Origin of the sequence: Peribacillus sp. Bi96, assembly GCF_918698115.1 — a bacterium.
Lineage (GTDB): Bacteria > Bacillota > Bacilli > Bacillales > DSM-1321 > Peribacillus.
The window spans coordinates 28,857-44,278 of record NZ_CAKKLV010000029.1 but is presented as its reverse complement, the minus strand read 5'-3'; the positions used below and the strand labels follow the sequence as shown (position 1 = coordinate 44,278).

Genomic DNA, 15,422 nt, shown 5'->3' with positions numbered 1-15,422 from the left:
TTATTAGTTATACGATTCAAACATGAAATGGTTTCAATTATTCCATGGAATTCGTGTATTAACTATATCATAACAACTGTTCATATATGTAAAGAACGTAGAGCATCGATATTATGGCAACAAGCAAAAAAGTTTCAAAAAACCCTCCCCTCTTATTTTTAGAATGGTTTTGGGACCTTCTTGCTTGTCTTGTTGTGGGCTGTCTTGTCGTAGGCTGCCTTGTTGCTGCCTGACTCGTACCCTTTTTCTTCGAGTGATTTTGCTTACTTAGCACAGTGACTAGATCCTCCCGCATTTGAATAGCTGTATCGTACTGCCCTTGCAGCGCTTTCTCCAACATCTTTCTATATGGGAGCAATTCCTTTTTTTGCTTAATCAAGTCGTTAAGCTGTCTATACCCCTCCCCGTTCTTATGAAAACGTCCAGGATAGGCTGAATTGATGATAATCATCCCTACCGCGAACAAGTCATATTGCGGATCTGCCTTTCTCGATCCTAGTCCCCAGTAACCTCTGTCAAAGAACTCGGTGAACTCTTTAACAGATCGGCCAATTAAAGTCGTTCCACCTACATCCACGCAACGCACTTTGTAGGCTGGTGAAGTCACGATCAAATTCTCAGGTTTTAAATCGCCGAATACCCAGCCATTTGTATGCAAGGCAGACAAACTGGTTAATAGTTGAAGCATTAAGACACCAATCCACGATGACCCTTTCTTTTCAATGAAACGCAAAAAATCGTGTCCATGGATGTACTCCATGACATAAAAAGGCAGCTGCTTTCCAGTTTTGATGAAATCGTCCGCTTCCAAAAAGGAAGGCCCAAGGGTAGACCCCTGGACCTTTGAAAAGGATTTTAGGATATTCATCTCCGAAATAATGGACGTCCCATTATCACTGAGCTTTAAAGCATAATGACGATTTTCTCTTTCCACCAAGTAGACGATCCCGTTCGCTCCACACCCCAATTCCTTAATTATTTTGTACTGGTTTTTATTCCACTTTCCAGTGACCAGACTGCCAGCCAGGAGTTTACATTGATTCCTCAAAGTATTGTTCATCATCATGTGATAACAATCCCCTCAATGAACGTTTTTTATTGAAATATGTTAATGCCTCACGAATGGCTGGACCTGTCGGAGTAAGTCCCCCTGTACTAAGCTTAGGAAAAGTTGCTGTCAATGCTTCAAGGTTCGGGGTCCAATCTAGCAACTTTTCCACATCATTTCTTTTCCCAGGAAATACGAATACGGAAAAACGGCTGTCACCCATTCTTGCATTCATACTAAGGGAAAGGTCTAATAAGGAATCTTTTACGGTAGGGAGCTTATGTTTCATGCTTGCACTTGTATCAACAAGGATCAGCACTTCTAGCTTGCTTGTTTCCCCAAGCTCATCGACCACCTCCATCACTTCTCCCCGCTTTTCGGGCGGGAGATCCTCCATCGTTCTTGAATCCCCTAATATTTGTTGAAGTTCACGATTGATAACTCCCTGTATAGTTTGAGTCATTGCCTTTTGGGTCACCATTTGGACGGTCTGTGACAGCTGCTGGGCATAGACAATTTGACTGACGCCACCTCCTGAATCAGCAATCTTTTCGATTTCCTTAAGTCCCTTTTCATCTATCACATCATTTTCCATGACACCTATGACATTGATGGTTATGCCTTGCTCCCTTGCTATTTCAGCCATGGCAGACGGCTCCTCACCATGATTTGAACATCCGTCGGTAATAAGCAAAATCTGCCTTAATGTTCCTGCTTTCATGTTTTGCTCTCCCTTCCTTTCAATCTGTTACCATAATTGACTAAAAAGAGGGAATTTATACGCCACAGACATACGCAATCAAGTCACCATCGGTGGAGTCATTGGATTTTTCCGCAAGTTGATCTTTTTTACCTTTTACCCGTCTTTCAATACCCCCACCTCACTTTTGAAATTATTTATTTTATATATATAAACGGCCTCCTACTGGGCCTTTTTCCTTTTTGGAGAAACGGGAATGGATGCCCATTTCGGTGTATTATGTTTAATTTTGGATGTTACCACTGTCATATCATCATCTATGATCCCTTTTGTTCGGATGACTTCTTCCAATATTAAATCGGATATTTCCTGAGGATCGTCTGTCTCCATTTCCTTGATTTTTCGTTTAAGCCAGAACTCGATATTTTCCACATGGGATGGACCATCGAACACTCCATCACTCATCATGATTAATATATCCCCTGCCTTCAGCTCTTCTGATACAACATCGACATCGAAATCCTGGATGATCCCCATAGGCAGGTTACTCGATTCTATTTTTATGATCTTATCACCCCTTTTAATGAAACTCGGTATCGAACAGATTTTTAAAAACTTAGCCCTTGCGTCCTGAAGATCAATCATTGCCAAATCAAGAGTTGAAAATATTTCATCGGTAGTGCGTAGAGATAATACGGAGTTTACGGATTTAATGGCTATTTTTTCTTCTATTCCCGATTGTAAAAATTTTTGAAGCAGCTTCAATGTCTCTGTACTTTCAAAATGGGCCCTTTCCCCATTTCCCATTCCATCGCTAATGGCAATTGCAAATTTACCGCAACCAATCTCCATGGTCGTAAAACTATCTCCTGATACAAGCCCTCCCCCCTTGGCAGCATGAGCCACACCCGTTTCGACCGTGAATTTTTTTGCTGACCTAAATATCACCTCACATTGCCCGTTTGGATATGTTGCACACTCTTCTGAATGGACGACTATCGTTTCCCCTAAAATGTCCGAAAGCATAGGTGCTATCAGCTTTTCACATTCCCCTCTTCCCTGGCAGTATGGAACACTCATCTCTATATCAACATTTCCTTGTTCTAGACTGTATATTTCAACATGGCCTATATGCAGGCCAAAATCCTGTATGGCCTCCATAATGGACTCCTCATGTAAATGATGATTCTTCCTTTCCCTCTGAATTTCTTTGGCGAAATCATCCATCACTGCAGAAACGCCGCGCAATTGATCCGCCACTAGTTTCCGGCTTTCTTTCACCTGCCTTTTTAACTTTTGGTTTGCCTCAAAATAAGTGAGCTCCTGTGATATTGCCCCAATGACCTGCGGTCCACGACTACAATATTTCCCCCACTCTTTGGAAGTCTTTTGAGGGAGTTGTCCATCATTTTCACTTAATTGAAGCATAATTTCCTGCATGCCATCATAGGTTGTATTAAAGTTTTTGGCCCAGCATTGTTCCTTTTTAAAACAGAGTTGGCATGTCTTTTCAGTTACCTTACTTAAAAAGTAATCGAACTCTTTCTCATCTTCCTCCAATTTCCCCCTTTCATCCACTTGGGCAAAGCTGTTTGAGAGCGCTTCAAATACATGTGAGAATTGTTCCACCCTTTGAGCGGTAACATCCCTCACTTTCCGGGCATACTGCTGCTGTTCATCGGAATTCTCAACAGTTCCCGGTATATGTTTCGCTATTTTGTTGATTATCGATGACGGTGTTAATATAAATAACGCCACAGCTACAAGTGATTCATAAAGGGTCACCATTATATTATTGGTACCCTCACCATATAAACCTATCAGTAACGTAGCAATTAAGAGGCCTGCAGCGACCCCTAACTTTTTTCCCTCCTTCAACAACCCCCCGAGCAATCCGGAAAAGGCGAGAAGGCTCATTTGATAAAGACTTGCTATACTCGCCAGGCTGAATATCAATCCAGTAACCACTCCTACAGTGGAGCCTATGGCGGCCCCTCCCGCCAGCCCGAAGAGGAGAACCAGGTATCGTGAGAATATATGGTCGAGTGATAGATCATATATCATCCAGCCAATTGTTCCTGTCATCACGGAAGCCAGTAAGATAATGATGCTTACGATTTCCTCCGTCTTTAATGATTGGGACTTTGTACGTATCGAGAGAAGCGGGATCGACTGTATGAAGATTAAGGTTAATATCATGGCCAGTCCTGCCTCTACTCCAATCATCATAAGGTCGTACAGCTGAATCGTTCGGAATACCAGATATTGCTCGGCCAAGTTAACCAGGAATAGTGAGGCAAAGACGTACATCGACATCGTCTTGAATTGTCCTTCTACGGCGGGCTTCTTGACCTTATGAAACAACAGAAGCAGGAACGCCGATGAAAAGATGACTAAGCTATTGGAATAATGTACGGTTAGGCCGCCTGCAATCAATCCGAATAGTGCTAGTGGAGCCCTGTCACGTCTCATGAGAAAAACAGCTGCGAAAAACGGAAGTCCAAATGGTGCCAACTGTGAAAGAATTAACGCTCGTCCTAATAAGAAACCGATAATGGCTAAAGAGATACCTTTCTTTATAAATATATCTTCCGTTTTCATTTGTAGTTGTTGGATCCAATTGATTGCTTCTGCCTTCGCTTCTTTTAATTGAACATCCCCAAGAGGTTCCATCATTGGTCTTTCTACTTTTTCCATTTCAACACCCCATTCATATTAGTGATTTTTATTATAAAGAGGGCATGTCTATTTTTTTGTCAGAATTTTAAAAGCGGAAAAGAAAAACGTTCGACGAAATTCTTCTTGAACAATCATTTGTATACAGGTTTTTGGACCGTTTTTGTATATATAGAAACGGGTGTTCTTTTTTTTTTGAGGAAAAGCAAAGTTTTTAGGTTATTTTTGCGGAAAATAACACGAATACATATTCAAAAAATGGAAAACGACAAACTTTATTTTTTTTGTTGACATTTTTTCCTCACGAATGTAAGATATAACTTGTGCTTCAGTAGCACTTATCATTATGGCGGCGTAGCTCAGCTGGCTAGAGCGTACGGTTCATACCCGTGAGGTCGGGGGTTCGATCCCCTCTGCCGCTATCTTTTACTATTTATCATGGCCCGTTGGTCAAGCGGTTAAGACACCGCCCTTTCACGGCGGTAACACGGGTTCGAATCCCGTACGGGTCATCCAAAACCAAAGAAGCGCCTCTGTACACTTGTACAGAGGCGCTTCTTCTTGTCGTTGAAGGCTAATGACTATGGGTATATCTTATAGAATTAAAAGAAGACAAGCCAGCAAGCTTGCCTATATCTATACTATGAAAATTTCACAGGAAAAGTTGCTATTCTATTATTTTCAGCAGCAGGTTTATCCGCGTCTTCCTCCTCGACCTCCCCGTTTCGTTTCGGTGCTACGTTTAAGGGTCGTTAAGCGGTCTTCGCTATCTTTTAAGAATTTAGCCATTTTTTGCTCAAAGTTTTCCTTTGGTTGAAAACTATTTCCTTTTGAGCGGAAGTCTTTGGAACGGTTGTCATTCCCTCTTCCTTGGCGCGGACGTGGTGTGTATGCAGGTTTTTGCTCACTTTCTGGACGGTCTATCGCTTTTTTTATGGACAAGCCAATCTTTCCATCTTTTTCTACATTGATGACTTTCACCTCAACTGTATCGCCCACTTTTAAATGATCATTGATATCTTTCACATAATTATCAGCCACTTCACTGATGTGGACAAGACCGGTTGAACCTTGAGGGAGCTCTACAAATGCACCAAAATTAGTTATGCCTGTTACTTTACCTTGTAACTTGCTGCCTACTTCGATTGACATAAAAAAAATGTTCCTCCTTAGAAATGTTAAAAAATCTCTTCACACTATATTATAACGAAAGTAAAAAAACAGTGTCAATATTAGTCACTATCTTCCTTCCCTTTTGGAAGGTTAAAAATAATTTCACCTTTGTCCGATAAAAAATAATCCCGTCTGGCTATTTTTGCAATATATTCATCATCATTAAGTTTTACGATTTCTTCTTTAAGAAGGGTCTCGTCCTTTTCCAATTTTGCTAACTTCACATGCAGATCTTCCTTCTGTTTAACTTTCTCATCCAGTGCAGCATTTTGCGTTATGAGGGTGGTAACAGCCAAAATCAAAAAGAGAGCGGCGAAAACTGAATAAAGAGTTAATCTGCGCATTAAACCACGCTTCTTTTTTTTTACGGTTTGTACTTTTTTCTCTTCTTGAGCGACGTAGGGATTTTCTATTTTGGCCACTTTCCTTTTACGAAGGCTACTCATGTTTTATCGCTCCTCATTTCTTTTTAGTTCTCCATCTATTTAGCATTCTACTTATAGAATTCTTTATTTTCAATAAAATCCCTTTTCCTTTATTATAAAACTTCCCGACGTTTTTTGTAACAAAAACCGGCAATAAATTCCATATATAGGTCAAGATCCATTTTAATGGCTTCCAGAAAATATTTAAAATAAAGAGAAGTATTTTCCCCGCCCATTTTAATAATGTCAAAACGAACTTACATATCCCGATGATGATGGCTATGGCGGATACTATCACCCATTTTATCGGCAGAAATACCAGCATGTGAACTGAAGCAGTTATAAACCTAGTCAACTTTATCACCAGTATAATCAAAAACTCCAACAAACGTTGATAGAATCCTTTGAGAAGTGCTTGATAAGCTGAAAAACCGCATAATAAGGCCAAAAATAAATAGAGGCGGAACTCTCCCTCATTCACTAAAAACAAAACATAAAAAATAAGGAGACCTTGAATGATCCAGAAGAGGAAATCGTGGATGAATACAATCCACCTTTTCCTTTCTGAACGTTTCAGAAACCGGCTATACGTATCTAGGGCAGCTCCAAAAGCACTGCCCATGCCTATCATCGCAAGCAACGTATAAAATTGGATCGTTAAGTTCATTTGAACAATTTGCCAAAGAAACCTTTAGCTTTCTCCCCTGATTGCTCATCTAAATAAACAAGGTCGAAAATCTTCCCCTTAATCGAAACGATCCCTTTATCAACGTCTAAGTTCTTCATTTGTAAGTTTTGACCCCGGATTGATAAGAATCCCATTGACGTTTCAAGTAGAAACTCTTCATTATCAAAGCTTTCCACTTGTTTGACACCGGTAATATCCAATAAACGGCGGCCTTTCATCGTTACATCATGTTCTTGGGGCGTTCCCTTTGTGTAACCAGCATTCGGATCAATATATTGGCTCATTTTTTCATCCCTCACAGTAACACTGATTTTGTACAAGTGTATGTCCATATGAAGGGAATTAGAACCAAGCCTGTCCTTACTCCTCTGCCAGCTTTTCTTCCTTTACGATTGTATACATATCTGCAGCCGCTTCTTTTTTAGTCGTTTCCTGAATTTTATCGACTCGCACAGTAACAAGCTTTTGGCCGAATCGTACAGTTAATTCATCGCCATCTTTAACATTTGAACTTGCTTTTGCCTGTTGTCCGTTAATCGTTATTCTCCCTTTATCCGCAACTTCCTTCGCAAGGGTGCGGCGCTTAATCAATCTTGAAACTTTTAGGAATTTATCTAATCTCATCGACATTCAATTCTCTCCCTTAATTAAAGTCCTTTAGCCTTTGCCTCATCCCAATATGAATCCAGTTCCTCTAATGTAAAATCCTCAAACTTCTTGTTTACCTTTTGAATGCAAGCTTCTATATATGTAAAACGCTGGTGAAATTTCTGGTTTGCTTTGTAGACGGCTTCTTCTGCTTGTATGTCATAATAACGTGAAATGTTAACAAGCGCAAAAAAGAGGTCGCCCAACTCGGATTTAATCCGGTCTATATTCCGTTTCGGGTTCATTATTTCATCTTCTAACTCCTGCACTTCTTCTATAACCTTCTTCCACGCTTCGGAAACTTCATCCCAATCAAATCCAACCTTCGCTGCCCTTTTCTGGTACTCTTCGGCACGAAGTAAGTTTGGCAGCGATTTCTCAATACCATCCAGGATGGAATTCAGAACCTTTGTTTCGCTCCCTTTCTCTTTCTCTTTGATTTTCTGCCAGTTCACTAATACCTCTTCCTCACCATTCACTTCAACATTTCCAAATACATGAGGGTGGCGTCGAATCATTTTTGAAGTGATGCCTTCTATCACATCATCAATCGTGAACATTCCTTCATCTTCACCGATTTGTGAATGAAGCATCACTTGAAGAAGGACATCCCCGAGTTCACCAACCATGCCCTCATCGTCCTTCTCATCGATGGAATCAATAAGCTCGTATGCTTCTTCTATTAGGTATTTCTTCAAGCTTTCATGAGTTTGTTTTTTATCCCAAGGGCATCCGTCAGGCCCTCTAAGGTCTGCGATGATCTGCCGCAGTTTAGAAAACTCCCGATACTGTAACGCTTCTTCTCTCACAGGCGGGACATACACACTCGTCAAGTTACTTAACTCCATCTGACGGTCGAGCTCGAACAGTGCGCATTTTGTCACTTTTTCCTGACTGCTGCCTGCTGCTGTAACGATATATACCTCATAGTCATCCGGAAGCTTTTCCATTAGCGTCAATTTCACATTGGACGCGCTGAATGCATCATACACTTGTCCAATTATCATATGCTGGGTAATGTGCAAGTCATCTGGTGAAAGATTTGTTCCATCCAAAAGCTGAAACCCTTCAATCGGATCGATTCGAACAGCTTGAAACAATGGGTCAAGGAAACTTTGCCCACCTTCTAGCTTAATCGCCATTCCAAGAGCCGGACCCTTTTCGAGCAAAAGTTGAACCGTCTTTTCCGCAACCATCGGATGCCCTGGAACGGCATATAGAACGGAACGACTTAAAGCCTCTTGTAATAATGTTTCAGCAATTTCTTCATAAACCGCTTCGAATTGATCATGCTTTTCATATATCTCGTCAAAAGCCGTGAAATTGATTCCTTCTCTTTTCAAATCTTCGATTACCGGATGATCCATCGTTCTGACGAAGCATTGCCGGGTTTGTGTTAACTTTTTATAAATCCCTAGAGGAAGCTGATCTAAATCCCCTGCACCAAGGCCTATTATCGTTATTTCATTCATGATTTCATTTACTCCTATTCGTTATTATAAATCGTTTAAACTTAGATCCTGCAGGAATAAGTGAAAGTTCTTCTTCACCGAATAAACCTGCCCGAATGGCGGTCATCACAAATACAGCTGCACCTATCGTTACACCAATCAGTGCTTGGATCGTAGCCATCAACCGGCTCTCACCTGAAAACATCACTTGGAATAAGGCATTGAACAGAAGAACCACCGTACACATGTAGACCGTACTCTTCAAGATAATGAACACGTATTTCTTTTCCATCAATGTTTTTTTAATATGTACTTTCAATACCATATAAAATAATACAGTCATGATCATAAAGGCAAGTACTGTTGCCGTGGCTGCTCCCGCAATTTTGTAATGGGGCACTAGAACAAGGTTCAAAGCCCACTTGCAAACAACCCCAACAATCGTAATGATCACCGGTACAATTGAATAACCTAAACTCTGAATAACCGCTGCTTTTGCCATGATGAGGGATGTGAATAAAATCGATAAGGAGAAGATGGCTAAAGTAATTGTCCCTTTCGCATCTGTGAACAACATATGATTGACCGGCTCCATCATGACCACCAGTCCAATCGAAGCAGCGAGTCCAATCGTCGCACTTACACGCAGCGTCAACTTAATCTTATTGAGTAATTCTTGTTCATTTTTCTTTTGCACGAATCCAGATATGACTGGTACAAGCGCCAATGCAAAAGAATTAGCCACAACTGTCCCTAGCTGAAGCAAAGGCTGTCCACGGTCATATACCCCTTTCCATTCTTTGGCTTCCATTACCCCCATCCCCGTTTTCCTTAATAGAGAATATAGGTGCAGTGAATCCACAAACTGGAACAAGATAATGATCAGGCCCGTTATGCAAAACGCCAACCCTTGAATAACCAAGGCTTTAGAAATCTTGATGAAATTTACCGGCATCATTTCCATTCGTAAAAAAAGCTTCCATTCTTCTTTTAAAATTACGAAAGCAAGAAGCAGAACCAGGCCAGTTATACCACCTGTAATCGACCCGAAGACCGCTCCCTTGCCGACCACGTAAGGAGAATAGCCCTGATACACGAATATTGTGGAAAGCACCAATATCGTCAATACCCGGATACATTGTTCAGCGACCTGCGAACTTGCCGTAGGAAACATGTCGTTTATACCTTGGAAATAGCCTCTTAATACAGATGAAATCGGCATTAATAAATAGGAAAAGGCAATGATTCTGAGCAGACTGGCTAGATTCGGATCTTTCATCAAGCCGGCAATCCAATCAGCACCAATAAACAGTACAGCAAACATTACGATTCCTATCGTACTTAAGACGACAAATGATGTCACTAAAATGTCCTTGACCGCAAAATTATTTTTAGCAGAATCCCGTTCTGCAATCAGTTTGGATATGACAACCGGGAAGCCCAGTGTTGATAACGTTAAAGCAACACCGTAGAAGGGATATACCTGCTGATAGATATAAAACCCGATGTCACCTGCGATGTTCTGATAAGGTATGCGATAGGCCGCACTCAAAACTTTTACGATGATCGCTGCAGCGCTTAGGATCAGCGCACCTCGAAAAAGTTCATTTGAAGTTTTATAAGGCTTTACAGCCATTCTTTTTCCCCTTTTCACTCTTATGTGGTAGTTATTATAGCATAATCCTAGTGGTCTTTTTTCTTTTGTAACCATACTGTTAATTAACTTCCATATTAACATCACAGAATAGGTTCCCCGACTTGTGCTCTCTTCTATTTGGTTTAACTTTAATGAAAAAGCAAAAAGGACAGCGATTGCTGACCTTTTTACATTAAAAATATAATGGCATGTCCAAGGTTACTGTTCCATTTGTCTAGCTAGGAAACTTGCTGCTGTTTCAACCGATTTCTGCTCCACTTCACCAACAGTGCCTTCTTTAGAGAAAATCAGGACGGCACCAATCGGGTCGCCACTCGCGATGATCGGAGCTGCTGTATACGATTGGACCTCTTCATCATTTGAATCAACGAAGGAAATTTGTCCGTTTGGAGATTCCAAGACAGGATTTCTTTCTTCCATGATCTTTTCCACTAGTTCACTAACGCTTTTATTTAAGTATTCTTTTTTGGAGCCGCCTGCCACTGCAATGTAAGTATCCCGATCACAAATCATAACTGGATTTCCAAGGCTATCATAAAGTGCTTCTGCATATTCTCTTGCAAAATCGCCTAATTCACTAATAGGTGAGTATTTCTTTAAAATGACTTCACCATCTCTGTCGACAAAGATTTCCAATGGATCCCCTTCACGAATGCGAAGGGTCCTGCGAATTTCTTTCGGGATGACGACTCTTCCTAAATCATCAATTCGGCGAACGATACCAGTTGCTTTCATCTAATGTTGCCTCACTTTCATCTAATTGATTTGAAAATCCTCTTTTTGTAGCAAAATCATCACCAGCTATTGTACATAGTATTTTTCTAATGGTAAGTTCTATGCACTTTGAAAAAATTTTTCTTTTTGTTGCATTTTATTACCATGGTATCTTAAAAAGAATATCTTCAAGAGGACAATCATTCATTTCAATTTTTTGTTGCTTGAGTCTCCTTTTTTACATGCTGTAAACCCTTAGCCATCTCAAAAAGAATATCGAGCCATTTGCTTTGCTCTACCCCTTTTATGTGCAGGACTAGCTTCATTCGATTCCCGTCCATGCCGAATCCTACCATACGGCCGTACTTCGAACCCAGCCCAAACACCTTTTGACCATCCACATCGCTGCTTACATTTTCCCTAAGGAGAATGCTGATTTCCTGCTTCAATTGTTTAATGCTTTCAATTCCCGCTTTTTCAGCATATACCTTCATTTCAGCAATCAGGAATAAATAGGAGACTTCTTCTGGATACTCCCCGAACCGGTCGAGCATTTCATCTTGTAATTCTTCCACTTCTTCAAGAGAAGTGATGCCTCTGAACCTTTTATACATTTCTATTTTCTGATGTCCGTCCATTATGTAGGCATCAGGGATATAAGCATCCACTTCAACATCAATTTCAAGGGTGTTTTTTTCTTCAACTGGTTGGTCATTACGTTTTGCATCCACTGCTTCTTGCAACATTTGTGAGTACAAATCGAAACCAACTGAATCAATGAAGCCATGTTGTTGGGCCCCCAGAATATTTCCAGCTCCCCTGATGGATAAATCACGCATGGCAATTTTGAACCCAGAGCCCAATTCTGTGAATTCCTTAATAGATTGGAGACGTTTTTCTGCCACTTCCGTCAACACTTTATCTTTCCTATAAGTGAAGAAAGCATATGCTACCCGATTGGATCGCCCTACACGGCCACGTAGCTGATAGAGCTGCGAAAGACCCATTCTATCCGCTTCATTCACTATAAGCGTATTGACATTCGGGATATCAACACCTGTCTCGATAATGGTTGTACTTACCAAAACATCATACTCGCCTTCTAAAAAGCCGAACATAACGGCTTCTAGTTCTTGCTCAGACATTTGCCCATGAGCATACGTAACACGGGCATCAGGTACTAACATGGAAATTTCTTCTGCTTTTCTTGCTATATCCTCTACCCGATTGTATAGAAAATAAACCTGACCATCCCTGGCCAATTCCCGTTCAATCGCTTCCGTTACCAACGAGCCATTATACTCCATGACATAAGTTTGAATCGGGAAACGGTTCTCAGGCGGTGTTTCGATGACGGACAGATCCCTCACGCCCAGCATGGACATATGAAGGGTCCTCGGAATCGGCGTAGCAGTCAAAGTCAGTACATCCACATTGGTTTTTAACCGTTTGATCTTCTCCTTATGTGTAACGCCAAAGCGCTGTTCTTCATCAATGATCAGCAAACCTAAATCACGGTACACTAGATCTTTGGATAAAATCCTGTGCGTGCCAACGACAATATCCACCGTGCCAGCCTTCAGTCCTTTAATCGTTTCCGTTTGCTGTTTTTTTGACCGGAAACGGCTCATAAGGCCAATCGAAATGGGATAATCCTGAAAACGTTCTCTAAGTGTTTCAAAATGCTGCTGAGCGAGGATTGTGGTCGGAACAAGAAATGCAACTTGCTTGCCGTCCATAATGGCTTTAAAAGCGGCACGGATGGCTACCTCTGTCTTCCCATAGCCAACATCACCGCATAATAAACGATCCATTGGTCGTTCCCGTTCCATATCCTTTTTGATTTCAACTATAGAACGTATTTGATCTTCTGTTTCGTTATAAGCGAAAGATGTTTCAAATTCTCTCTGCATATCACCATCAGGCGAAAAAGCATAGCCCTTTGCTGCTTCCCTTTCGGCGTATAACTTGATTAAATCATCAGCTATGTTTTCAACTGAGGATTGTACTTTACTTTTTACACGTTTCCATTCCGTTCCGCCAAGCTTATAAAGCTTAGGTTCTTTCCCTTCAGAACCGACATATTTTTGAACAAGATCAATTTGATCAACAGGAACATACAATTTGTCATCCGCTTGATAACGAATATGTAGATAATCTTTATGGACCCCATTTATCGTAAGGGTTTCAATTCCTAAATATTTCCCTATACCATGGTTAACATGAACGACGTAGTCACCGATTTTTAGTTCTGAATAACTCTTGATCCGCTCAGCATTCGATAGTTTCTGTCTTCGCATTGATTTCTTGGACTTCTTATTGAACAATTCCGTTTCCGTGATGATACTGAATTTCTGCATAGGTAATTCAAAGCCGCTATTAAGGCTGCCTCGTAAAATCTGTACTTTACCTGGAAGAATGCTATTTGCATCAAAAAGTTCTGCCGCCTCTATATCATAATCGGCTAAAACTGAATGCAGCTTTTTCACCCGTTCCTCATCCTGTCCAAGAATGACGACAGTAAAATTCCCTTTTTTCCAACGTTCCAATTCTGCTTTGAACACATTCATCTGTCCATGGAAATTTTGCATCTGTTTACTGGCAAAATTCAGGATATTCTGAGGATTGGTATGCGGTACGTGCCGTAAAAACAATGAAAGGTAGACAAACGGGCTGTTAGATTTCATTATTAATTCCTGCATGGGATGTGCCAATTTTATATCATGGATAATCTGTCCCTGACTTAAAAGGTCCGTGTACCAGCCAGCCTCTTCCTTTTCCAGAGAATCATTAATCTCCTGAATTCTACTGATTTCATCCAAGAACACCAAGCCATTTACAGGTAAATAATCTATTAAACTAGCTGGATTCTCATAAGCTAAGCTTAAGTATTTAAAGATCTGGTCGGGTTTATTCCCCATTTTCAGCTGTTCAAGTTCATAGCTGACCGTTTGAACAAGTTGTTCCTTTGTTTTCTCATCTTTAAGTTTCTTCAAGCTTTTACTTAAACCGCTTTCAAGCCTTGATATGATTCTTTCGATGTGCTCTGTTTCTAGCAAAGCCTCACTAACAGGACCAATCATCACTTTCTTGAGTTTCTCGATGGACCGCTGATCCTCACTCGAAAAAGTCCTTATTGAATCTATTTCCGTATCGAATAATTCAATTCTTATTGGATTAGGTTCCGTAATGGGATAAATATCGATTATACCGCCCCGGATGCTGAATTCCCCTGGGGAAGCAACCATTTCAGACCGGTTATAGCCCATGGCAATAAATTTATTAAGCGTTGATTCGAGCTCGATGTCTTCCCCTAAATTAAACGTAAGCTGATGCCTCTTCCAAATATCCTTCGAAGGAAGTACACGACGCACCCCTGGAATTGGCGCAATGACAATCCCTTTCTTCCCCTCCGCCCAAAAGTTCAATGCCTCTACGCGTTGGGCTCTTAATTCCGGACTGGCTACACTTAAATCAGCCGCAATCAATTCATTGGCGGGATATATATATAATTCTTCCTCAGGAATAAAACTGGATAAGTCCTCATGGAATTTTTGAGCCTGCAATAAATTATGGGTTACTAATAAAATCGGCCTATTTGTTTTTTCATATACGGAAGCCAGCAATAGTGATCTAGAGGAACCTGTCAAACCAGAGACCATTTGTTCCTTAAGTCCTTCATCAATGCCGGCTATTAACGAATGAACATCCTCTTGTTTGGAGAACAAGTTTTGTAATCCATTCATTTTCTTTCCCCCCTCTCTTTAACGTGCGCAATCCTAAAATCATTGTATTTGAACTTGGCCAATTCAACCAAGCGTTCTTTTTATTAACGGCAATTTTTCATTTTATGTGTTTCTGTAAACAAGACAAACGGAAAAATGCTTTGGATTTTGTCCAAAGCCCTCTTCCGCTAATGAATAATATAATCGTTTTCATATAATTCAGGGTTTTTTTGCAGCGATTCATGGCAATCTTCACATATCGCCCTTATATGCATATCTCCCTCAGAATCATAAACGATCATCTCTTGTCGCTCTTCATCAGTAAGTTGATTAAAACCTAACTGCTCCGTACTCAGTGAGTGTGCCTCGATTGAGCCCAGTTTAGTTCCGCAATGTCGGCATCGATAATGGAGAGCCATTTCGTAACCCCCTATTTTATAATAGTGTTAGTATGTACAAAAGTAGGGGGGAATTATTCAGCGAAACAGGAAGATATTATTCTTTACTTATATCTACT

13 protein-coding genes and 2 tRNA genes are annotated in these 15,422 nt (G+C 40.7%); 2 read left to right on the top strand and 13 right to left on the bottom strand.

Annotated features, from left to right (window positions below; all coding sequences use genetic code 11):
• Positions 1-67: 67 nt before the first annotated feature.
• The 3 genes from LQ203_RS24050 to spoIIE form a co-directional block, all read right to left on the bottom strand.
• On the bottom strand, positions 68-1,066 hold the full coding sequence (locus LQ203_RS24050; RefSeq protein WP_356715329.1) for a protein kinase family protein: 999 nt from the start codon (positions 1,064-1,066) through the stop codon (positions 68-70).
• On the bottom strand, positions 1,032-1,769 hold the full coding sequence (locus LQ203_RS24045) for a VWA domain-containing protein (protein WP_230162054.1): 738 nt from the start codon (positions 1,767-1,769) through the stop codon (positions 1,032-1,034). The genes LQ203_RS24050 and LQ203_RS24045 overlap by 35 nt, the downstream gene beginning before the upstream one ends.
• 201 nt (positions 1,770-1,970) lie before the next feature.
• Positions 1,971-4,445, bottom strand: a complete 2,475-nt coding sequence (gene spoIIE, locus LQ203_RS24040) for a stage II sporulation protein E (RefSeq protein ID WP_230162051.1) — start codon at positions 4,443-4,445, stop codon at positions 1,971-1,973.
• Positions 4,446-4,772: 327 nt separating this feature from the next.
• Here spoIIE and LQ203_RS24035 point away from each other — a divergent pair.
• Positions 4,773-4,846 (top strand) — tRNA-Met (locus LQ203_RS24035).
• A gap of 18 nt (positions 4,847-4,864) precedes the next feature.
• Positions 4,865-4,936 (top strand) — tRNA-Glu (locus LQ203_RS24030).
• 181 nt (positions 4,937-5,117) lie between these two features.
• Here LQ203_RS24030 and LQ203_RS24025 read toward each other — a convergent pair.
• From LQ203_RS24025 to LQ203_RS23980, 10 genes are all read right to left on the bottom strand, one after another.
• On the bottom strand, positions 5,118-5,576 hold the full coding sequence (locus tag LQ203_RS24025) for a S1 domain-containing RNA-binding protein (protein ID WP_230162049.1): 459 nt from the start codon (positions 5,574-5,576) through the stop codon (positions 5,118-5,120).
• 80 nt (positions 5,577-5,656) lie between these two features.
• Entirely contained in the window at positions 5,657-6,043 is a 387-nt protein-coding gene (locus tag LQ203_RS24020) for a septum formation initiator family protein (protein ID WP_230162047.1), read from the bottom strand.
• Positions 6,044-6,056: 13 nt separating this feature from the next.
• Complete coding sequence (gene yabQ / locus LQ203_RS24015) at positions 6,057-6,689, bottom strand: spore cortex biosynthesis protein YabQ (RefSeq protein ID WP_230162045.1); 633 nt, start codon at positions 6,687-6,689, stop codon at positions 6,057-6,059.
• Positions 6,686-6,994 (bottom strand): sporulation protein YabP, encoded by a 309-nt coding sequence (gene yabP, locus LQ203_RS24010; RefSeq protein ID WP_230162043.1) that lies wholly within the window; start codon positions 6,992-6,994, stop codon positions 6,686-6,688. The genes yabQ and yabP overlap by 4 nt, the downstream gene beginning before the upstream one ends.
• A 76-nt stretch (positions 6,995-7,070) precedes the next feature.
• Positions 7,071-7,334, bottom strand: a complete 264-nt coding sequence (locus tag LQ203_RS24005) for an RNA-binding S4 domain-containing protein (RefSeq protein ID WP_034316386.1) — start codon at positions 7,332-7,334, stop codon at positions 7,071-7,073.
• A gap of 23 nt (positions 7,335-7,357) precedes the next feature.
• Complete coding sequence (gene mazG / locus LQ203_RS24000) at positions 7,358-8,830, bottom strand: nucleoside triphosphate pyrophosphohydrolase (protein ID WP_230162041.1); 1,473 nt, start codon at positions 8,828-8,830, stop codon at positions 7,358-7,360.
• Positions 8,831-8,834: 4 nt separating this feature from the next.
• Complete coding sequence (locus tag LQ203_RS23995) at positions 8,835-10,445, bottom strand: polysaccharide biosynthesis protein (protein WP_230162039.1); 1,611 nt, start codon at positions 10,443-10,445, stop codon at positions 8,835-8,837.
• A 219-nt stretch (positions 10,446-10,664) separates the two neighbouring features.
• On the bottom strand, positions 10,665-11,201 hold the full coding sequence (spoVT, locus tag LQ203_RS23990) for a stage V sporulation protein T (RefSeq protein WP_230162037.1): 537 nt from the start codon (positions 11,199-11,201) through the stop codon (positions 10,665-10,667).
• Positions 11,202-11,389: 188 nt separating this feature from the next.
• A complete protein-coding gene (gene mfd / locus LQ203_RS23985; protein WP_230162035.1) occupies positions 11,390-14,926 on the bottom strand; it encodes a transcription-repair coupling factor in 3,537 nt (1,178 codons plus the stop codon).
• A gap of 167 nt (positions 14,927-15,093) precedes the next feature.
• Positions 15,094-15,324 (bottom strand): anti-sigma-F factor Fin family protein, encoded by a 231-nt coding sequence (locus LQ203_RS23980; RefSeq protein WP_230162034.1) that lies wholly within the window; start codon positions 15,322-15,324, stop codon positions 15,094-15,096.
• Positions 15,325-15,422: the final 98 nt, after the last annotated feature.

Excerpts from the sequence above, each read along its gene's own strand:
- LQ203_RS24005 (WP_034316386.1), bottom strand. The coding sequence starts at position 7,334 with ATGAGATTAGATAAATTCCTAAAAGTTTCAAGATTGATTAAGCGCCGC.
- spoVT (WP_230162037.1), bottom strand. The coding sequence starts at position 11,201 with ATGAAAGCAACTGGTATCGTTCGCCGAATTGATGATTTAGGAAGAGTC.
- LQ203_RS24025 (WP_230162049.1), bottom strand. The coding sequence starts at position 5,576 with ATGTCAATCGAAGTAGGCAGCAAGTTACAAGGTAAAGTAACAGGCATA.
- LQ203_RS23995 (WP_230162039.1), bottom strand. The coding sequence starts at position 10,445 with ATGGCTGTAAAGCCTTATAAAACTTCAAATGAACTTTTTCGAGGTGCG.
- yabP (WP_230162043.1), bottom strand. The coding sequence starts at position 6,994 with ATGAGCCAATATATTGATCCGAATGCTGGTTACACAAAGGGAACGCCC.
- mazG (WP_230162041.1), bottom strand. The coding sequence starts at position 8,830 with ATGAATGAAATAACGATAATAGGCCTTGGTGCAGGGGATTTAGATCAG.
- spoIIE (WP_230162051.1), bottom strand. The coding sequence starts at position 4,445 with ATGGAAAAAGTAGAAAGACCAATGATGGAACCTCTTGGGGATGTTCAA.
- LQ203_RS23980 (WP_230162034.1), bottom strand. The coding sequence starts at position 15,324 with ATGGCTCTCCATTATCGATGCCGACATTGCGGAACTAAACTGGGCTCA.
- LQ203_RS24020 (WP_230162047.1), bottom strand. The coding sequence starts at position 6,043 with ATGAGTAGCCTTCGTAAAAGGAAAGTGGCCAAAATAGAAAATCCCTAC.
- mfd (WP_230162035.1), bottom strand. The coding sequence starts at position 14,926 with ATGAATGGATTACAAAACTTGTTCTCCAAACAAGAGGATGTTCATTCG.
- LQ203_RS24045 (WP_230162054.1), bottom strand. The coding sequence starts at position 1,769 with ATGAAAGCAGGAACATTAAGGCAGATTTTGCTTATTACCGACGGATGT.
- LQ203_RS24050 (WP_356715329.1), bottom strand. The coding sequence starts at position 1,066 with ATGATGATGAACAATACTTTGAGGAATCAATGTAAACTCCTGGCTGGC.
- yabQ (WP_230162045.1), bottom strand. The coding sequence starts at position 6,689 with ATGAACTTAACGATCCAATTTTATACGTTGCTTGCGATGATAGGCATG.